This window comes from Serratia sp. 121840015-1 (assembly GCF_053627655.1).
In genome coordinates this window covers 2,042,137-2,060,541 of record NZ_JBSEYF010000001.1, presented here as the reverse complement: position 1 = coordinate 2,060,541, position 18,405 = coordinate 2,042,137, and the positions used below count along the sequence as shown (strand labels likewise).

The window sequence follows — 18,405 nt, the reverse complement described above, 5'->3', positions numbered from 1 at the left end:
CAAGAAAAAACCCGCCGATGGCGGGTTTTTTTAGGGTTGCAGATTAACTCATTCGTTAACCGGCTGTGGCTTGGTGGCCGGCGCGGTCGCCTGGCTCACCGCCGAATGGCCGCCTGCCGAGCCTTTGCCTTCAAAGTTGAAGGAAGGGCGCTGCCAGTCGCTGTGCTTGCGTTCTTCCGGCACGTAGGCCGGCGCAGGCGCTTTGGTCATCGGCGCAGTGGCGATGTGTTTGTACAGCACGTCCTGCACGGCTTTCACCGGTGCCGGCTGCTGAGCAACCACAGGCGCAGGTTCCGCGGCGATTGGCGCTGGGACTTTTTCGACCGGAGCGGCTTCTACGGCGGCTGGCACAGGTGCGGCTTCTGCCACTGGCGTTTCTTCCGCTGGCGTGGCTTCTACCGGTGCAGTTTCGACCACAGGCTTCTCTTCCACCAGCTTGGCTTCAACCACAGGTTCTGCAGTTACGGCTTCAGCTACCGGCTCGGCTTCCACTGCCGGGGCAGTCTCTTCCGCTTTCGGTTCTTCAACTGCGGCAGGTGCCGGTGCGGCTTCCACCGGCGCCGGGGTTTCCTCGGCCGGGGTGGCAACGACCGGTGCCACGGCTGCAGCTTCTTCTTCCGTTACGGTGACGGCTGCAGTTTCAACGGCGGCTTCTGGAGCCGGCTCGTTGACGCTGGCCGCAGCCTGAGTTTCTTCCACGGCAGCGCTGTGTTGTTCAACCGCTGCGGCGACAACCGGTGCCGCTGCCTGTTCTACGACTTCGGCCTGCACTTCGGCTTCTTCAACCTGAGCAACCGGGTAGCTTACCCAGACTTTGCCCGACGCCATTTCCGGCGAAGCGAACGCGCCCGCCAGCGGCATTGGGGATTGCAGCGGGTAACGCTCATCACGGTAACGGCGGCGGCGCTGGCCGCTGACGCGCAGGTGACGCGGTGAACGACGGGAGCGACGCGGCATGCCTTCGCCGTTGCCGCGGTTTTCGCCCTGGGCATCGTCTTCCGGCTGAACGGCAACGGTTTCCGGCAGCAGCTTGACGCTGTCGTCGGCGGTCGGCTGTGCGTCGGCGGCTTTCGCGACCGGCGCTTTCGGTGCCAACAGCTCTTCCGCTGCACGCTGCAGTTCTTCTTCCGCAGACAGGATGCGCACTTTCTGCGACAGAGGGCGGCGCTGACGGCGCTGCATGTTCTGCTGCTGGCGTTCTTCCTGCTCTTCGTCGGTGCTCTCGACCGCTTCAACGCTTTCCAGCGCTTTCACTTCCTGCTGAGCCTGGCGCTTCTCTTCCTGACGACGACGCTGGCGTTCAGCACGTTGCTCACGACGTTGCTGCTGATCTTCGCGCGGCGCTTTAGCGCTTTCTTCCGAGGCGGTTTCCTCAGCGACCGGTGCGTTCTGCTGCTGGTTGCGGCGGTTACGGCGCTGTTCATCGCGGGATTCACGCGATTCACGGCCTTCACGGTTCTCACGCGGTTCACGGTTGTCGCGCTCGCGATTGTCACGGCCTTCACCGCGCTCTTTACGCTCGCCGCGTTCCGGACGATCGCCACGCTCACCGCGCTCTTTACGGCCGGTGCCTTGACGGCGCTGGCCGCGACGATCCTGACGACGGTTTTCACCGTTGCCTTCCGCCTTCGGCGTTTCGGCCGGTTTGGCTTCTTCGACGGCAGGTTGTTCTTCACCGGCGAACAGGCTCTTCAGACCCCCGAACAGGCGGCCCAGGAAGCCCGGCTTGGCGGCGACCGGCGCTGCGGTTTGAGCCTTGGCGGCGGCAGCGGCAGGCTTGGCCACGGCGACAGCTTCTTCAGCCGGCGGCGGCGCATCGGCGGACAGGGAGAAGGAAGCCAGGGCCGGTTGCTCCGGACGCTTGCGTTCCATCGGCGCATCTTCCAGCGGGCGCTCCATGTCTTCTTCATGCAGCTTCGGCAGCAGGTAGCTCAGGGTAGAGGTTTCCTCACCTTTACGCACGCGCAGCACCGAGTAGTGCGGGGTTTGCATCTGATCGTTCGGCACGATGACGGCTTTCACGCCGCCCTGGCGTTTTTCGATCGCGCTGACGGATTCGCGCTTTTCGTTCAGCAGGTACGAAGCGACCTGAACCGGCACGATAGCGTGAACTTCTTTGGTGTTTTCCTTCAGCGCTTCTTCTTCGATCAGGCGCAGGATGGACAGCGCCAGCGATTCGTTGTCGCGGATGGTGCCGGTGCCGTTACAGCGTGGGCACACGTGGTGGCTGGACTCGCCCAGCGACGGGCTGAGGCGCTGACGGGACATTTCCAGCAGGCCGAAACGGGAAATGCGGCCGATCTGGATGCGCGCACGGTCCTGGCGCACGGCGTCGCGCAGGCGGTTTTCCACTTCGCGCTGGTGGCGAACCGGCGTCATGTCGATGAAGTCGATGACGATCAGGCCGCCAAGGTCACGCAGGCGCAGCTGGCGAGCGATCTCGTCCGCCGCTTCCAGGTTGGTGTTGAACGCCGTCTCTTCGATGTCGCCGCCGCGGGTTGCGCGGGCGGAGTTGATGTCGATGGCGGTCAGCGCTTCGGTGCTGTCGATGACGATCGAGCCGCCGGACGGCAGGCGCACTTCGCGCTGGAAGGCTGATTCGATCTGCGATTCGATCTGGTAGTGGCTGAACAGAGGGATTTCACCGCTGTACAGTTTAATTTTGCTGCTGAAATCCGGGCGGCCCAGCGCAGCGATGTGCTCTTTGGCCAGATCGAGAATTTTCGGGTTGTCGATCAGGATTTCGCCGATGTCCGGGCGCAGGTAATCGCGGAAGGCGCGCACGATAACGTTGCTTTCCTGGTGGATCAGGAACGGCGCAGGGCGGCCTTCGGCGGCTTTTTTAATCGCTTCCCAGTGCTTGAGACGGAAGGAGAGATCCCACTGCAGCGCGTCGGCGGATTTGCCTACGCCCGCAGTGCGAACGATCAGGCCCATGCCGTCCGGCAGTTGCAACGAGGAGAGCGCTTCTTTCAGCTCGGTGCGATCGTCGCCCTCGATGCGGCGGGAAATACCACCGGCACGCGGGTTGTTCGGCATCAGCACCAGATAGCTGCCCGCCAGGCTGATGAAGGTGGTCAAGGCGGCGCCTTTGTTGCCACGTTCTTCTTTGTCTACCTGAACGATGACTTCCTGGCCTTCGCGCAGCACATCTTTGATGTTCGGGCGGCCATGGGAAGAGTAATTGCTAGGGAAGTATTCGCGGGCGATTTCTTTAAGGGGGAGGAAACCATGTCGTTCTGCGCCGTAGTCCACGAACGCTGCTTCAAGACTTGGTTCAATGCGGGTGATTTTGCCTTTGTAAATATTCGCTTTTTTCTGCTCATGACCCGGACTTTCGATATCCAAATCATACAGCCGCTGTCCATCTACGAGGGCAACACGCAACTCTTCCTGCTGAGTTGCGTTAATCAACATTCTTTTCATCTTAACTTACTCGTTATTTTTACATTATCGACAAAGCTGCGGGCAAAATAACCTCATGGCCGGAGTTAAACCGAAAGCCCCGTGTCTTCTCGCAAAGCCGTCAACCTCACGGTTGTCGCCTGCATAGGGGCGCATTATCTCGGTAAGCCTGCTTTTCTTTGTGAAAGGCAGCACTTTTACTAGGGGAATAGCCTCTGATTTACGTCGACAGATCTGATTCCATTTGCCGGCCAAGCTGCAACCCGCAGCCCGCTAATTGTTTGATTTCGCATTACGTCTTACGCCATTGCTGCGTTTTTGCGCGATCAGACAAATTTTATAATTCCACCGTTTTCCCTGTTTAACGAGAATCAACGCGGAAAGTGACTGCATTATTCCACTGCTGATGCCGTTATAGCAAGGTGACTTTTCCTTAACTGCGGAAGAAATCGCAAACGTTCAAACCGGCTTGCTGCCTTATTGTCCGCTGGGGTTTCGCCCGCCGTCAGAGAGACAGTTAAGCACAGAAAAAGATGTGGCGCTATTCACGCGCTCTATTTAGAATCCCGCACCATGAAAACGAACAATCCAGCAGTACAATTCATCACGATTTCCGACGACGAAGCCGGTCAGAGAATCGACAACTTTCTGCTCGCTCGCCTGAAAGGCGTGCCGAAGAGCATGATTTATCGCATCGTGCGTAAGGGCGAGGTGCGGGTCAATAAAGGGCGCATCAAGGTCGAATACAAATTGGCGGCCGGCGACGTGGTGCGCGTGCCGCCGGTGCGGGTGGCCGAGCGCGAAGAGACGCCGGTGTCGGCCAAGCTGGATAAGGTAGCCGCATTGGCAGACTGCATCCTTTATGAAGACGACCACCTCCTGATCCTCAACAAGCCCTCCGGCACCGCGGTGCATGGCGGCAGCGGCCTGAGCTTCGGCGTGATCGAAGGGCTGCGCGCGCTGCGCCCGGAAGCCCGTTTCCTCGAGCTGGTGCACCGTCTGGATCGCGACACCTCCGGCGTGCTGCTGGTGGCCAAGAAGCGCTCCGCGCTGCGCTCGCTGCACGAACAGCTGCGGCTGAAGGGGATGCAGAAGGATTATCTGGCGCTGGTGCGCGGCCAGTGGCAGTCCCACTGCAAGGCCGTACAGGCGCCTCTGCTGAAAAACATTCTGCAAAGCGGTGAGCGCATCGTGCGCGTCAGCAGCGAAGGCAAGCCTTCGGAAACCCGCTTCAAGGTGGAAGAGCGTTACGAATTCGCTACCCTGGTGAAGGCCAGCCCGATCACCGGGCGCACTCACCAGATCCGCGTGCACACGCTGCATGCCGGGCACCCGATCGCCTTTGATGATCGCTATGGCGACCGCGAGTTCGATCGCCAGCTGGCGGGTACCGGCCTGAAGCGGCTGTTCCTGCACGCCGCAGCGCTGCGCTTTGAGCATCCGTCCACCGGCGAAACGATGCGCATCGAAGCGCCGATGGACGAAGAGCTGCGCCACTGCCTGCAGGTGCTGCGCCGGCAGGCGGCCAAGTAATCCGCGTCAGACCAGCGGGTTGATGCCCTCAGCCCGCAACATCTCCAACAGCGCGATCAACGGCAGGCCGATCAGGGCGTTCGGGTCCCGGCCTTCCAGCCTGTCGAACAGTGCGATCCCCAATCCTTCACTCTTAAAACTGCCTGCGCAGTTCAGCGGTTGCTCCATGCGAACATAGGCAGCGATCTCCGTTTCGCTCAGCGCGCGAAAATGCACGTGGAACGGCTCGCACAGGGCCTGCAGCTGCTTGCTGCGGCCGTTGTACAGCGCCAGGCCGGTATAAAAAGTCACGGCCTGGCCGCTGGCCTGGCGCAGCTGTGCCCGGGCGTTCTCCTCGGTATGGGGCTTGCCGGTGATGTTGCCATCGATCACGCAGACCTGATCGGAGCCGATGATCAGATGCTCGGGATAGGCGAGGGCCAGCGCCTGAGCCTTCGCCGCCGCCAGGCGCAGCACCAGCGCTTCGGCGGTTTCACCCGGCAGTGGGGTTTCATCCACCTCGGGTGCGGCGCAGTCGAAGGGTAGCTGCAGCTTCTCCAGCAGCATTTTTCGATAGGGGGAGGTGGAGGCTAAAAGCAATCTCTGCATAATTTTTTTCGCAAACCGTAGCGTAAATGGGTACGGCATTTTAAACTGTCGGCCGCTGTGGAAGCGAATATTGGTGAAAGGAGCCGTTTTACGGCCTTTTTCTTTGACTCTATGTCGTTACAAAGTTAATATGCGCGCCCTATGCAAAAGGTAAAATTACCCTTGACCATTGATGCGGTACGTACCGCTCAGAAACGCCTGGACTATGCTGGTGTCTATGCGCCTGAGCAGGTTACTCGTGTTGCCGACTCCGTGGTCAGTGTGGACAGTGATGTCGAGGTGTCGTTGTCGTTCAATATCGACAATCAGCGCCTCGCGGTGATAACAGGGCATGCGGACGTCACGGTAACGTTGATGTGCCAACGCTGTGGAGTCCCGTTCGAACATCAGGTTCACACAACATATTGTTTTAGCCCGGTCGTCAATGATGAGCAGGCTGAGGCATTACCGGAAGCGTACGAACCGATCGAAGTTGACGAGTTTGGCGAAGTCGATCTGTTGGCAATGATTGAAGACGAAATTATTCTTTCACTGCCTGTCGTTCCGGTACATGAATCTGAACACTGTGAAGTGTCCGAAGCGGACATGGTATTCGGCCAACTGCCTCCCGAGGCGGAGAAACCGAATCCGTTTGCCGTATTAGCCAGTTTAAAGCGTAAGTAATTGAGGAGTAAGGTCCATGGCCGTACAACAGAATAAACCAACCCGTTCCAAGCGTGGCATGCGTCGTTCTCACGATGCTCTGACCACGACTACTCTGTCTGTAGACAAAGTATCCGGTGAAACTCACCGTCGTCACCACATCACTGCCGACGGTTTCTACCGCGGTCGCAAGGTTATCGGCTAAGTAGCGATACCTTGACTCGTCTAACCCTGGCGTTAGATGCAATGGGCGGGGACTTCGGTCCCTGCGTCACAGTGCCTGCTTCGTTGCAGGCACTGGCCTCTAATTTACAGCTTCATCTCCTGCTGGTCGGCAATCCCGACGTCATCTCCCCTTTGCTTGCCCATGCCGATCCGGTTCTTCTGGAGCGTCTGCAAGTCGTGCCCGCCGAGTCCGTGATTGCCGGCGACGCCAAACCTTCACAAGCGATACGCGCCAGCCGCGGCACGTCGATGCGCATTGCGCTCGAGCAGCTCAGCAGCGGAAACGCGCAGGGCTGCGTCAGCGCCGGCAATACCGGCGCGCTGATGGGATTGGCGAAGCTGTTGGTCAAGCCGCTGGAGGGCATCGAACGCCCGGCGCTGATGACGGCGATCCCGAATCAGCAACGCAGTAAAACCGTGGTGCTGGATCTGGGCGCCAACGTCGAGTGCGACAGCACCATGCTGGTGCAGTTTGCCGTGATGGGCGCGGTGATGGCGGAAGAGGTGATCGGCATTGCGCAACCGCGGGTGGCGCTGCTGAATATTGGCGAAGAAGAGACCAAAGGCCTGGATAATATCCGCGAAGCGGCCGCTGTGCTAAAAAATACTCCGGCAATCAACTATATTGGTTACCTGGAAGGAAACGAACTGCTCACCGGTAAGACCGACGTGTTGGTTTGCGATGGCTTCGTGGGCAACGTCACCCTGAAAACCATGGAAGGGGTGGTCAGGGTGTTCTTATCGCTGCTGAAATCGCCCGGCGACGGAAACAAGCAAGCGTGGTGGCTGAAATTGTTGGGCCGTTGGTTGCAAAAACGGGTGGTTAAGCGGTTCGGCCACCTGAACCCCGACCAGTATAATGGCGCATGTCTGTTAGGATTGCGCAGCACCGTAGTCAAGAGCCACGGCGCTGCGAACCCTCACGCGTTTGCAGTCGCAATCGAACAGGCTGTGCAGGCGGTGCAGCGGCAAGTCCCGGAAAGGATTGCTGCGCGCCTTGAGGCTGTATTACCTAAGAGTGACTGATCGTACATGTATACAAAGATTCTCGGTACGGGGAGTTATTTGCCCGTACAAGTGCGCACCAATGCTGATTTGGAAAAAATGGTGGATACCTCTGACGAGTGGATCGTCACGCGTACCGGTATCCGCGAACGTCGCATCGCCGCTGCGGATGAAACCGTTGCGACGATGAGCTTCCAGGCCGCTGAGAAAGCGCTGGAAATGGCAGGTGTGGCTAAAGAAGACATTGGGCTGATCGTCGTGGCGACCACCACGACCACTCACGCGTTCCCGAGCGCGGCGTGCCTGGTGCAGCAAATGCTGGGCATCAAAGACTGCGCGGCGTTCGATCTGGCTGCGGCCTGCGCCGGCTTCACTTACGCGCTCAGCGTGGCCGATCAGTACGTGAAAAACGGCGCGGTCAAACATGCGCTGGTTATCGGCGCGGACGTCTTGTCGCGCACGCTGGATCCTGAAGATCGCGGCACCATCATTCTGTTTGGCGATGGCGCAGGGGCGGTGGTGCTGGGGGCTTCTGAAGCGCCGGGCATTCTGTCTACCCATCTGCATGCCGACGGCAGCTACGGCAACCTGCTGACGCTGCCGTACAAGGATCGTCAGAATCAAGACAAGCCGGCCTATGTCACCATGGCGGGCAACGAAGTCTTCAAGGTTGCGGTTACCGAGCTGGCGCGCATCGTCGATGAGACGTTGCAGGCCAACAACATGGACCGCAGCGAGCTGGATTGGCTGGTACCGCACCAGGCCAACCTGCGCATCATCAGCGCAACGGCGAAAAAACTGGGCATGGGAATGGACAAAGTGGTGGTGACGCTCGATCGTCACGGCAACACCTCTGCCGCCTCGGTGCCTTCCGCGCTGGACGAAGCCGTGCGCGACGGGCGAATTCAGCGTGGCCAACTGGTGCTGCTGGAGGCCTTCGGCGGCGGCTTTACCTGGGGCTCGGCGCTGGTTCGTTTCTGATTTGGACAGGAAGAAAAAATGACGCAATTTGCTTTTGTTTTCCCGGGCCAAGGGTCACAGACCGTTGGCATGCTGGCCGAATTGGCCGCACAGTTTCCGATCGTCGAAGAAACCTTCGGCGAGGCCTCTTCCGCCCTGGGTTACGACCTGTGGCAGCTGGTGCAGCAAGGCCCGGCGGAAGAGCTGAACAAAACCTGGCAGACCCAACCGGCTCTGCTGGCCGCCTCGGTGGCGATTTTCCGCGTTTGGCAGCAGCAGGGCGGTAAAGCGCCTGCGCTGATGGCGGGTCACAGCCTGGGCGAATACTCGGCGCTGGTCTGCGCCGGCGTGCTGGACTTCAAGGCGGCGATCCGTCTGGTCGAGCTGCGCGGCAAGCTGATGCAGGAAGCGGTGCCGGAAGGCACCGGCGCGATGTACGCCATCATCGGTCTGGACAACGACGCGATCGCCAAAGCGTGTGAAGAGTCTGCGCAAGGGCAGGTGGTTTCTCCGGTCAACTTCAACTCGCCGGGCCAGGTGGTCATCGCCGGCAACAAAGAAGCGGTTGAGCGCGCAGGCGCCGCCTGCAAAGCCGCCGGCGCCAAACGTGCGCTGCCGCTGCCGGTGAGCGTGCCTTCGCACTGCGCGCTGATGAAGCCGGCCGCCGACAAGCTGGCCGTGGCGCTGCAGGACATCACCTTCAACGCGCCGCAGGTGCCGGTGGTGAACAACGTCGACGTGCGCACCGAAAACGATCCGGAAGCGATCCGAAGCGCGCTGGTGCGTCAGCTGTACAGCCCGGTACGTTGGACCGAGAGCGTAGAATTTATCGCAGCACAGGGAGTGACGTCGCTGCTGGAAGTGGGGCCGGGCAAAGTGCTGACCGGCCTGACTAAACGTATTGTTGACACCCTGACGGCTGCGGCGGTGAACGACACCGCCAGCCTGTCGGCGGCGCTTGAACAATAAAGAGGAAAATGATGAGCTTCGAAGGTAAAATCGTTCTGGTCACCGGCGCGAGCCGCGGTATTGGCCGAGCTATTGCAGAAACGTTTGTGGCACGCGGCGCCAAAGTGATCGGCACCGCGACCAGCGAGAGCGGCGCTGAAGCGATCAGCAGCTACCTGGGCGCAAACGGTAAAGGGTTTATGTTGAACGTTGTTGATGCGCAATCTATCGACAGCGTGCTGGCATCGATTCGCGCCGAATTTGGCGAAATCGACATTTTAGTGAATAATGCCGGCATCACGCGTGATAACCTGCTGATGCGTATGAAGGATGACGAGTGGGAGGATATCCTCGACACCAACCTGACTTCCGTATTCCGCCTGTCAAAAGCGGTAATGCGCGCTATGATGAAAAAGCGGTTTGGCCGTATCATCACCATCGGTTCCGTTGTCGGCACCATGGGGAACGCAGGGCAGGCGAACTACGCGGCGGCTAAAGCCGGTTTGATTGGTTTTAGCAAATCTTTGGCACGTGAAGTTGCTTCGCGTGGCATTACGGTCAACGTCGTGGCACCTGGCTTTATTGAGACGGACATGACACGGGCGTTGACAGATGATCAACGCGCAGGCATTTTGTCATCAGTTCCAGCCAACCGGCTGGGCGATGCTAAAGAAATCGCCAGCGCTGTTGCATTTTTGGCCTCTGATGAGGCCGGCTATATCACCGGTGAAACGTTACATGTCAATGGCGGCATGTACATGATTTAAAAAATGTGAAAACCATTTGCGTTATTTGAGGCAAAAACCGCAAAATAGCGTAAAATCGTGGTTTGACCAGCCGGGATTTAGTTGCATCTTTTTCAGCATTTTATACACTACGAAAACCATCGCGAAAGCGAGTTTTGATAGGAAATTTAAGAGTATGAGCACTATCGAAGAACGCGTTAAGAAAATCATTGTTGAGCAACTGGGTGTTAAACAGGAAGAAGTTTTGAACAACGCTTCTTTCGTTGAAGATCTGGGCGCTGATTCTCTTGACACCGTTGAGCTGGTAATGGCACTGGAAGAAGAATTCGACACCGAGATTCCAGACGAAGAAGCTGAGAAGATCACTACTGTTCAGGCAGCTATTGATTTCATCAACGCTAGCCAGCAGTAAGAGAACATATCTAGGCGGTCGTTCGACCGCCTAAGTTTTTTCTATCCCTAGTGTCATATTTTTCCCTCCCTGGAGGACAAACGTGTCTAAGCGTCGAGTAGTTGTGACCGGACTGGGCATGTTGTCTCCTGTCGGCAATACGGTAGAGTCCACGTGGAACGCTCTTCTTGCCGGTCAGAGTGGCATCAGCCTGATCGACCATTTCGATACCACTGCCTATGCGACCAAGTTTGCTGGCCTGGTAAAGAATTTTAATTCTGAGGATTTCATCTCTCGCAAAGATGCGCGCAAGATGGACGCCTTTATCCAGTACGGTATCGCTGCCGGCATGCAAGCCATGCAGGATGCAGGTCTGGACATCACCGAGGCTAACGCCACCCGCATTGGAGCCGCGATCGGTTCCGGCATCGGCGGCCTGGGTTTGATCGAAGAAAACCACAGTTCACTGGTTAACGGTGGCCCACGGAAAATCAGTCCGTTCTTCGTGCCATCCACCATCGTGAATATGATTGCAGGCCACCTGACAATCATGTACGGCATGCGTGGCCCAAGCATTTCCATCGCCACCGCCTGTACTTCAGGTGTGCACAACATCGGCCATGCGGCGCGTATCATTGCTTACAATGATGCTGACGTGATGCTGGCCGGTGGGGCAGAGAAAGCCAGCACCCCATTGGGCGTCGGCGGCTTTGGCGCAGCGCGCGCCCTGTCCACCCGTAATGACAACCCGCAGGCGGCGAGCCGTCCGTGGGATAAAGACCGCGACGGCTTCGTGCTGGGCGACGGTGCCGGCATGATGGTGCTGGAAGAGTACGAGCACGCGAAAAAACGCGGCGCGAAAATCTACGCCGAAGTGGTGGGCTTTGGGATGAGCAGCGATGCTTATCACATGACGTCGCCGCCGGAAAACGGCGCAGGCGCTGCGCTGGCGATGGAAAATGCCCTGCTTGACGCCGGTGTGACCCCGTCACAAATCGGCTACATCAATGCGCACGGCACCTCTACGCCGGCGGGTGACCAGGCGGAAGCGCAGGCGGTGAAATCCGTCTTCGGCGCCGATGCCCACCGCGTGCTGGTGAGTTCGACCAAATCGATGACTGGCCACCTGTTGGGTGCGGCAGGCGCGATCGAGTCTATCTTCACCGTGCTGGCGCTGCGCGATCAGGCGGTACCGCCAACCATCAACCTGGATAACCCGGATGAAGGTTGCGATCTGGACTTCGTGCCTCACGAAGCGCGCCAGGTCAGCGATATGGAGTTCACCCTGTGTAACTCCTTCGGCTTCGGCGGCACCAACGGCTCGCTGATCTTCCGCCGAGTGTAACTCGCGCTGCGGATAGCTGACGAAAGCCCGGTTTTTTAACCGGGCTTTTTTACGCCCGCCGTTTGGCCGCCGGCGGTGCTGCGTATCGTCTCGCCGCCTGCTATCCTGCGAGCGTAATGAAATAGCCCGGCAACAGGAGGAAGCATGTACTGGATTAACGGACAACGCCACGATGCGCTGGCGCCGAGCGATCGTGGCCTGCAGTTCGGCGATGGCTGCTTTACTACCGCCCGGGTTATCGACGGTAAAATCGAGCTGCTGCCCTGGCATCTGGAGCGGCTGCAGCAAGCGGCGCAGCGGCTGATGCTGCCTGCCACCGATTGGCTGGCTTTCGAGCGGGAGATGGCGCTGGCGGCCGAATCAATTCCGCTCGGCGTGGTCAAAGCGATACTGACGCGCGGCAGCGGCGGGCGGGGTTACAGCCCGACGGGGTGCGAAAACCCGACGCGTATCGTCGCCCGCAGCAGCTACCCTGCGCACTATTTGCAGTGGCGCGAGCAGGGCATCACGCTTGCGCTCAGCCCGGTGGCGCTGGCGCGCAATCCGTTGCTGGCGGGGTTGAAGCATTTGAACCGCCTGGAGCAGGTGCTGATCCGCGCGCATCTTGACCAGACGGCCGCCGACGAGGCGCTGGTGCTTGACACTGCCGGTATGCTGGTGGAATGCTGTGCGGCTAATTTGTTCTGGCGTAAGGGAAAAGCGGTATTTACCCCGGATCTGAGCCAGGCCGGCGTCGCGGGCTTGATGCGGCGGCGGGTGATCGCGCTGCTGGCGGGCTCGGAATACCGTCTGCAGTGCGTCAGTGAACCGTTGGAGACGCTGGCCGATGCCGACGAAGTGCTGGTGAGCAATGCGCTGATGCCGCTGCTGCCGGTAAACGCTGCGCAATCATGGCGTTATGCTTCGCGCCAGCTGTATGATTTTTTGCGTCCACACTGTTAACCATGGCTGATTGATGAAGAAAAGAAAGCTGAAGGTCCTGTCTGTTATTGTTGTTCTGGTATTGGCGCTGCTGTTTTGGGGCTACCAGAAGATCGAACGCTTTGCCGATACGCCGCTGGCTATCCAGCAAGAAACCATCTTCAAACTGCCGGCCGGCACCGGCCGAGTAGCGCTGGAAGGGCTACTGGTACGCGATAAACTGGTGCACAACGGGCGCTGGTTCCAGTGGCTGCTGAAGCTGGAGCCGGAGTTGGCGGAGTTTAAAGCCGGTACCTACCGGTTCACGCCGGGCATGACGGTGCGCCAGATGCTGAAACTGTTGGCCAGCGGCAAAGAGGCGCAGTTCACCGCACGCTTTATCGAAGGCTCACGCCTGCGTGATTGGCAGCAGGTGCTGCAGCAGTCCAAATACCTGAAACACACCCTGGCGGGCAAGAGCGAAGCGGAGATTGCCGCAGCGCTCGGCATTCCTGCGGGAGAAACGCCGGAAGGGCATTTGTATCCGGATACCTATCAGTATACCGCCGGCATGAGCGACATCGCGCTGCTCAAACGCGCACACGTGCGCATGAACAAAGCGCTGCAGGCCGCCTGGGCCGGCCGCGACACCAGCCTGCCGTATAAAACGCCGGAAGACCTGCTGACCATGGCCTCGATCGTCGAGAAAGAGACCGCGGTGCCGGAAGAGCGCAGCAAGGTCGCGTCGGTGTTCGTCAACCGCTTGCGCATCGGCATGCGCCTGCAGACCGATCCGACGGTGATCTACGGCATGGGCGAAAGCTATAATGGCAACATCACGCGCAAGGATCTGGAGACGCCGACGCCGTACAACACCTATGTGATCGCCGGCCTGCCGCCAACGCCGATCGCCATGCCGGGTGAGGCCTCGCTGCAGGCAGCCGCCAATCCGGCCAAAACGCCATATCTCTATTTTGTCGCCGACGGCAAGGGTGGGCATACCTTCACCACCAATCTGGCGAGCCATAACCAGGCGGTGCGCGTGTACCGCCAGGCGTTAAAGGAAAAGAATGAAAAGTAAATTCGTTGTTATCGAAGGGCTGGAAGGCGCGGGCAAAACCACCGCGCGCGACACGGTGGTCAATGTGCTGCGCGAACACGGCGTCAGCGACATCGTCTTCACCCGCGAGCCGGGCGGCACGCCGCTGGCGGAGAAGCTGCGCGATCTGTTCAAGCGCGGCATCGACGGCGAATTGCCGACCATCAAGGCCGAAGTGCTGATGCTGTACGCCGCGCGCGTGCAGCTGGTGGAGACCGTGATTAAACCGGCCCTGGCGCGCGGCGCCTGGGTGGTGGGCGATCGCCACGATCTCTCTTCACAGGCTTACCAGGGCGGCGGCCGCGGCGTGGATCCGCAGCTGATGAGCTCGCTGCGCGACACCGTGCTGGGGGATTTTCGCCCGGATTTGACGGTGTATCTCGATCTGCCGCCGCTGGTCGGCTTGCAACGCGCACAGGCGCGCGGTCAGTTGGATCGCATCGAACAGGAGGCGCTGCCGTTCTTCGAGCGCACCCGCGCTCGCTATCTCGAGCTGGCGGCGCAGGATAAAACCATCGTCACCGTCGACGCCGCCCAGCCGCTGGAGCAGGTGACCGCGGCGATCCGCGACTGCGTCGGCCACTGGCTGCGGCAGCAGGAAGGCGCATAATGAACTGGTACCCGTGGCTGAACGGCCCTTATCGCCAGCTGGTTGGGCAGTACGCCGACGGCCGCGGCCATCATGCGCTGCTGCTGCACGCGGCGGCGGGCAACGGTGACGACGCGCTGGCCTACGGCCTGAGCCGCTGGTTGATCTGCCAGCAGCGCAACGGTGAAAAAAGCTGCGGCGAGTGCCACAGCTGCCGGCTGATGCTGGCGGGGAACCACCCGGATTATCACGTGCTGGCGCCGGAAAAGGGCAAGAGCAGCCTGGGCATTGAGCCGATCCGTCAGGTGATTGAAACGCTGTACGCCCACGCGCAGCAGGGCGGCGCCAAAGTGATTTGGCTGCCGCAGGCGGAACAGCTGACCGAGGCGGCGGCCAACGCGCTGCTTAAAACGCTGGAAGAGCCGCCGGAGAAAACCTATTTTCTGCTGGGTTGCCGTGAGCCGTCGCGGCTGATGGCGACGCTGCGCAGCCGTTGCCTGTATTGGCATTTGGCGAGCCCGGATGAGCAGCTCAGCCTGCAGTGGCTGGGCCGACAGGCGGCCGGATCTCAGATGGACCGCCTCACGGCGCTGCGCCTGCACGACGGCGCGCCGCTGGCCGCCGAACAGCTGTTGCAGCCGCAGCAGTGGCAACAGCGCAGCGCCCTGTGCGCCGCGTTGAGCGCCGCGCTGCCGCAGCGCGATATGCTGTCGCTGCTGCCGGTGTTGAACCATGAAGACGTCGCCGAGCGCCTGCACTGGCTGTGCGCGCTGCTGGTGGACGCGATGAAGTGGCAGCAGGGCGCGCATCAGTATGTATTGAATCAGGATCAGCAGCCGCTGGTGCATCAGCTGGCCAGCCTGCTGAGCAGCGCCTCGCTGCAGCAGATCGTGCAGCAGTGGCTGAACTGCCGCCATCAGCTGCTCAGCGTGGTGGGCGTCAATCGCGAGCTGCTGCTGACCGAACAGTTACTTCGCTGGGAACAGATGCTTGGCGCCGCCGGCTATTCCCACTCTCATTCGCTGTAAAGTAAAAGAGTTAAACATTATGTTGTTAGTCGATTCCCATTGCCATCTTGACAGTCTGGATTATCAAACGCTGCACCAAAATGTGGACGATGCGCTGGCCAAGGCCAAAGCGCGCGACGTCGGCTATGTGCTGGCGGTCGCCACCACGCTGCCGGGCTACCGTTCCATGACCGAGCTGATCGGCAAGCGCAACGACGTGGCCTTCTCCTGCGGGGTGCATCCGCTCAATCTGGAAGAGGGGTATGATTACGCCGAGCTGCGCCGCCTGGCGGCGGCGGAGCAGGTGGTAGCGCTGGGGGAAACCGGGCTCGATTACTTCTACCAGAAAGACAATCTTGAGCTGCAGCAGGACTCTTTCCGCGAACATATCCGCATCGGCCGGGATCTGAACAAACCGGTGATCGTCCACACCCGCGATGCGCGTGCGGACACGCTGGCGATCCTGCGTGAAGAGAACGCACAGGACTGCGGCGGCGTACTTCACTGCTTCACCGAAGATCTGGCCACGGCCGAAGCGCTGCTGGATCTGGGCTTCTACATCTCCTTCTCGGGCATCGTGACCTTCCGCAACGCCGAACAGCTGCGTGAGGTGGCCCGCTATGTGCCGCTGGATCGCATTCTGGTGGAAACCGATTCGCCTTATCTGGCGCCGGTGCCGCATCGCGGCAAAGAAAACCAACCCGCCTATGTGCGCGATGTGGCTGAATACATGGCGGTATTGAAGGGCGTCAGCCTGGAACAACTGGCCGAAGCGACCACCGCCAACTTTTCACGCTTATTTCACCTCGATCTGTGATCTTTGACCTAGGCTATAGCTGTAGGTCATTGTCTGCGTAATTTTTTTTAAGCTCGTAATTAATCACTGAAACGGGTAAGGTTCCCTCCCGTTTCAGGGTGATTGATGCGTGTTTTTTGGCCCGTTTTGCCAAAAAATAGCCGGTTTATGCAAAGTTACCGCGGCTCGATCATCGAAACGTGATTGTCATCAAACATTGCGCAGGCTATTTATTTTACTCTGCGTAATAAATTCAAGGGGTGCTCAGACACCCTGAATTGCAGGGGTTTTTCTCCCCCCCTTGCAGCGCGAATTATCGCGACAAGAAGTAGCAAAGCATTATTACTCAGGAGCACACTCAACTATGTTCAAGAACGCATTTGCAAACCTGCAAAAAGTAGGTAAATCGCTCATGCTGCCGGTGTCCGTGTTGCCTATCGCAGGTATCCTGCTGGGCGTCGGCTCCGCCAACTTTAGCTGGCTACCTGCGGTAGTCTCCCACGTGATGGCGGAAGCGGGCGGTTCGGTCTTCGCCAACATGCCGCTGATTTTCGCCATCGGCGTCGCTTTGGGCTTCACCAACAACGACGGCGTTTCCGCGCTGGCGGCGGTGGTGGCCTACGGCATCATGGTGAAAACCATGGCGGTGGTTGCGCCGCTGGTGCTGCACCTGCCGGCTGAAGAAATTGCGGCCAAGCACCTGGCGGATACCGGTGTGCTCGGGGGGATTATCTCCGGTGCCATCGCGGCCTATATGTTCAACCGCTTCTTCCGCATTCAACTGCCGGAATACCTGGGCTTCTTTGCCGGTAAGCGCTTCGTGCCGATCATTTCCGGTCTGGCGGCGATCGTTCTGGGCGTAGTGCTGTCCTTCATCTGGCCGCCGATCGGTACGGCTATCCAGACCTTCTCGCAGTGGGCGGCTTATCAGAACCCGGTCGTGGCCTTCGGCATTTACGGCGTGGTTGAGCGTGCTCTGGTGCCATTCGGTCTGCACCACATCTGGAACGTACCGTTCCAAATGCAAATTGGTGAATTCACCAACGCGGCGGGCCAGGTATTCCACGGCGACATCCCTCGCTACATGGCGGGTGACCCAACCGCGGGCAAACTGTCCGGCGGCTTCCTGTTCAAAATGTACGGTCTGCCTGCTGCAGCCATCGCTATCTGGCACTCGGCCAAACCGGAAAACCGCGCGAAAGTCGGCGGCATCATGATCTCCGCCGCGTTGACCTCGTTCCTGACCGGTATCACTGAGCCGATCGAGTTCTCCTTCATGTTCGTCGCGCCGATCCTGTACGTGATCCACGCTATCCTGGCCGGCCTGGCGTTCCCAATCTGCATCCTGTTGGGCATGCGTGACGGCACCAGCTTCTCGCACGGCCTGATCGACTTTATCGTACTGAGCGGCAACAGCAGCAAAATCTGGCTGTTCCCAATCGTCGGCATCGTCTACGGTCTGGTGTACTACACCATCTTCCGCGTGCTGATCGCCAAGCTGGATCTGAAAACCCCGGGCCGTGAAGACACCGCTGCCGAGCAGACTGCGCAGGGCGGTTCCGAAATGTCCGCGGCGCTGGTTCAGGCCTTCGGCGGTAAAGAAAACATCACTAACCTGGATGCTTGCATCACCCGTCTGCGCGTCAGCGTGGCCGACGTGTCCAAAGTTGACCAGGCGGGCCTGAAGAAACTGGGCGCAGCCGGCGTAGTCGTCGCTGGCTCCGGCGTGCAGGCCATCTTCGGCACCAAGTCCGACAACCTGAAAACCGATATGGACGAATACATCCGTAATCACTGATTCAGGCAGGGGAGTTACCAAGGGAGGCGAAAGCCTCCCTTTTTTTATTGCCTGCCGTCAGGCACCAAGCCGCTGTTCGAGTTCGGCGTGAGAAGGGAGGAACCAGACCTGTTCGCCGCAGTTGGCTTCACGCACAAAATCTTGCAGCGCGTTGCTTTGCGCCAGCCAGGGGGTGATATCGCCCAGCAGCGCCACGCGCAGGCGGTAGTTGATGAATTTCTGCAATACGGCGCCGGCCATGCCGCTTCTGAGTTGGAAGAAGGCGGCGTCGAGGCGGTTGACGGGGAGGGCAATCATCCCGGCATCGTGTTCAAAGGCGGGCGCGATAAACAGGCTGACGTCGTTTTCGTCTTTCAACGGCGGCCCGGCTTCGGCGAAAACCACCAGGCGCAGATCATGGATTTGCCGCACGGCGTAGCGCATCGGCG

At 59.5% G+C, this 18,405-nt stretch carries 18 protein-coding genes; 15 read left to right on the top strand and 3 right to left on the bottom strand.

Going from position 1 to position 18,405, the window contains the following annotated elements; all coding sequences use genetic code 11:
• Nucleotides 1-48: 48 nt before the first annotated feature.
• Nucleotides 49-3,426 (bottom strand): ribonuclease E, encoded by a 3,378-nt coding sequence (gene rne / locus ACUXAC_RS09980; protein WP_387442435.1) that lies wholly within the window; start codon nucleotides 3,424-3,426, stop codon nucleotides 49-51.
• Between the two features lie 552 nt (nucleotides 3,427-3,978).
• On the opposite strand from rne, the gene rluC reads away from it, so the two are divergent.
• A complete protein-coding gene (rluC, locus tag ACUXAC_RS09975; RefSeq protein WP_038875510.1) occupies nucleotides 3,979-4,938 on the top strand; it encodes a 23S rRNA pseudouridine(955/2504/2580) synthase RluC in 960 nt (319 codons plus the stop codon).
• Between the two features lie 6 nt (nucleotides 4,939-4,944).
• Here the strand turns inward: rluC and ACUXAC_RS09970 are convergent, their stop codons facing one another.
• Nucleotides 4,945-5,526, bottom strand: coding sequence for a Maf family protein (locus tag ACUXAC_RS09970; protein ID WP_060440208.1), 582 nt, complete (start codon nucleotides 5,524-5,526; stop codon nucleotides 4,945-4,947).
• Between the two features lie 141 nt (nucleotides 5,527-5,667).
• On the opposite strand from ACUXAC_RS09970, the gene yceD reads away from it, so the two are divergent.
• The 14 genes from yceD (at nucleotide 5,668) to ptsG (ending at nucleotide 17,977) form a co-directional block, all read left to right on the top strand.
• Entirely contained in the window at nucleotides 5,668-6,189 is a 522-nt protein-coding gene (gene yceD / locus ACUXAC_RS09965) for a 23S rRNA accumulation protein YceD (protein ID WP_004927780.1), read from the top strand.
• A gap of 16 nt (nucleotides 6,190-6,205) precedes the next feature.
• The gene (gene rpmF, locus ACUXAC_RS09960; protein ID WP_004927778.1) at nucleotides 6,206-6,373 is read left to right on the top strand and encodes a 50S ribosomal protein L32; all 168 of its coding nucleotides are present in this window, start codon (nucleotides 6,206-6,208) and stop codon (nucleotides 6,371-6,373) included.
• 11 nt (nucleotides 6,374-6,384) lie between these two features.
• Nucleotides 6,385-7,419 (top strand): phosphate acyltransferase PlsX, encoded by a 1,035-nt coding sequence (plsX, locus tag ACUXAC_RS09955; RefSeq protein WP_197784637.1) that lies wholly within the window; start codon nucleotides 6,385-6,387, stop codon nucleotides 7,417-7,419.
• 6 nt (nucleotides 7,420-7,425) lie between these two features.
• Nucleotides 7,426-8,379: a beta-ketoacyl-ACP synthase III gene (locus ACUXAC_RS09950; RefSeq protein ID WP_025302411.1), complete on the top strand. Its 954-nt coding sequence runs from the start codon at nucleotides 7,426-7,428 to the stop codon at nucleotides 8,377-8,379.
• 18 nt (nucleotides 8,380-8,397) lie between these two features.
• Complete coding sequence (gene fabD, locus ACUXAC_RS09945; protein ID WP_015377451.1) at nucleotides 8,398-9,327, top strand: ACP S-malonyltransferase; 930 nt, start codon at nucleotides 8,398-8,400, stop codon at nucleotides 9,325-9,327.
• An 11-nt stretch (nucleotides 9,328-9,338) separates the two neighbouring features.
• Nucleotides 9,339-10,073, top strand: a complete 735-nt coding sequence (fabG, locus tag ACUXAC_RS09940; RefSeq protein WP_016928193.1) for a 3-oxoacyl-ACP reductase FabG — start codon at nucleotides 9,339-9,341, stop codon at nucleotides 10,071-10,073.
• 154 nt (nucleotides 10,074-10,227) lie between these two features.
• Nucleotides 10,228-10,464, top strand: coding sequence for an acyl carrier protein (acpP, locus tag ACUXAC_RS09935; RefSeq protein WP_004719003.1), 237 nt, complete (start codon nucleotides 10,228-10,230; stop codon nucleotides 10,462-10,464).
• Nucleotides 10,465-10,546: 82 nt separating this feature from the next.
• The gene (fabF, locus tag ACUXAC_RS09930; protein ID WP_049197999.1) at nucleotides 10,547-11,788 is read left to right on the top strand and encodes a beta-ketoacyl-ACP synthase II; all 1,242 of its coding nucleotides are present in this window, start codon (nucleotides 10,547-10,549) and stop codon (nucleotides 11,786-11,788) included.
• A gap of 144 nt (nucleotides 11,789-11,932) precedes the next feature.
• Complete coding sequence (pabC, locus tag ACUXAC_RS09925; RefSeq protein ID WP_049197997.1) at nucleotides 11,933-12,730, top strand: aminodeoxychorismate lyase; 798 nt, start codon at nucleotides 11,933-11,935, stop codon at nucleotides 12,728-12,730.
• Nucleotides 12,731-12,743: 13 nt separating this feature from the next.
• Entirely contained in the window at nucleotides 12,744-13,769 is a 1,026-nt protein-coding gene (mltG, locus tag ACUXAC_RS09920; protein ID WP_049197996.1) for an endolytic transglycosylase MltG, read from the top strand.
• Entirely contained in the window at nucleotides 13,759-14,397 is a 639-nt protein-coding gene (gene tmk, locus ACUXAC_RS09915; protein ID WP_033646442.1) for a dTMP kinase, read from the top strand. Before mltG ends, tmk begins: the two co-directional genes overlap by 11 nt.
• Nucleotides 14,397-15,404 (top strand): DNA polymerase III subunit delta', encoded by a 1,008-nt coding sequence (holB, locus tag ACUXAC_RS09910; protein WP_342121013.1) that lies wholly within the window; start codon nucleotides 14,397-14,399, stop codon nucleotides 15,402-15,404. The genes tmk and holB overlap by 1 nt, the downstream gene beginning before the upstream one ends.
• A gap of 19 nt (nucleotides 15,405-15,423) precedes the next feature.
• Nucleotides 15,424-16,200, top strand: a complete 777-nt coding sequence (locus tag ACUXAC_RS09905) for a metal-dependent hydrolase (RefSeq protein WP_041034646.1) — start codon at nucleotides 15,424-15,426, stop codon at nucleotides 16,198-16,200.
• A 343-nt stretch (nucleotides 16,201-16,543) separates the two neighbouring features.
• A complete protein-coding gene (gene ptsG, locus ACUXAC_RS09900) occupies nucleotides 16,544-17,977 on the top strand; it encodes a PTS glucose transporter subunit IIBC (RefSeq protein ID WP_016928184.1) in 1,434 nt (477 codons plus the stop codon).
• Nucleotides 17,978-18,034: 57 nt separating this feature from the next.
• On the opposite strand, the gene ACUXAC_RS09895 is transcribed toward ptsG, so the two are convergent.
• A complete protein-coding gene (locus ACUXAC_RS09895) occupies nucleotides 18,035-18,400 on the bottom strand; it encodes a DUF4180 domain-containing protein (protein ID WP_122016416.1) in 366 nt (121 codons plus the stop codon).
• Between the last annotated feature and the right edge of the window lie 5 nt (nucleotides 18,401-18,405).

Bases quoted from the DNA above. Each gene is read 5' to 3' on its own strand.
- rne (WP_387442435.1), bottom strand. From the start codon at position 3,426: ATGAAAAGAATGTTGATTAACGCAACTCAGCAGGAAGAGTTGCGTGTT.
- rluC (WP_038875510.1), top strand. From the start codon at position 3,979: ATGAAAACGAACAATCCAGCAGTACAATTCATCACGATTTCCGACGAC.
- ACUXAC_RS09970 (WP_060440208.1), bottom strand. From the start codon at position 5,526: ATGCAGAGATTGCTTTTAGCCTCCACCTCCCCCTATCGAAAAATGCTG.
- yceD (WP_004927780.1), top strand. From the start codon at position 5,668: ATGCAAAAGGTAAAATTACCCTTGACCATTGATGCGGTACGTACCGCT.
- rpmF (WP_004927778.1), top strand. From the start codon at position 6,206: ATGGCCGTACAACAGAATAAACCAACCCGTTCCAAGCGTGGCATGCGT.
- ACUXAC_RS09950 (WP_025302411.1), top strand. From the start codon at position 7,426: ATGTATACAAAGATTCTCGGTACGGGGAGTTATTTGCCCGTACAAGTG.
- fabD (WP_015377451.1), top strand. From the start codon at position 8,398: ATGACGCAATTTGCTTTTGTTTTCCCGGGCCAAGGGTCACAGACCGTT.
- fabG (WP_016928193.1), top strand. From the start codon at position 9,339: ATGAGCTTCGAAGGTAAAATCGTTCTGGTCACCGGCGCGAGCCGCGGT.
- acpP (WP_004719003.1), top strand. From the start codon at position 10,228: ATGAGCACTATCGAAGAACGCGTTAAGAAAATCATTGTTGAGCAACTG.
- pabC (WP_049197997.1), top strand. From the start codon at position 11,933: ATGTACTGGATTAACGGACAACGCCACGATGCGCTGGCGCCGAGCGAT.
- mltG (WP_049197996.1), top strand. From the start codon at position 12,744: ATGAAGAAAAGAAAGCTGAAGGTCCTGTCTGTTATTGTTGTTCTGGTA.
- tmk (WP_033646442.1), top strand. From the start codon at position 13,759: ATGAAAAGTAAATTCGTTGTTATCGAAGGGCTGGAAGGCGCGGGCAAA.
- holB (WP_342121013.1), top strand. From the start codon at position 14,397: ATGAACTGGTACCCGTGGCTGAACGGCCCTTATCGCCAGCTGGTTGGG.
- ACUXAC_RS09905 (WP_041034646.1), top strand. From the start codon at position 15,424: ATGTTGTTAGTCGATTCCCATTGCCATCTTGACAGTCTGGATTATCAA.
- ptsG (WP_016928184.1), top strand. From the start codon at position 16,544: ATGTTCAAGAACGCATTTGCAAACCTGCAAAAAGTAGGTAAATCGCTC.
- ACUXAC_RS09895 (WP_122016416.1), bottom strand. From the start codon at position 18,400: ATGCGCTACGCCGTGCGGCAAATCCATGATCTGCGCCTGGTGGTTTTC.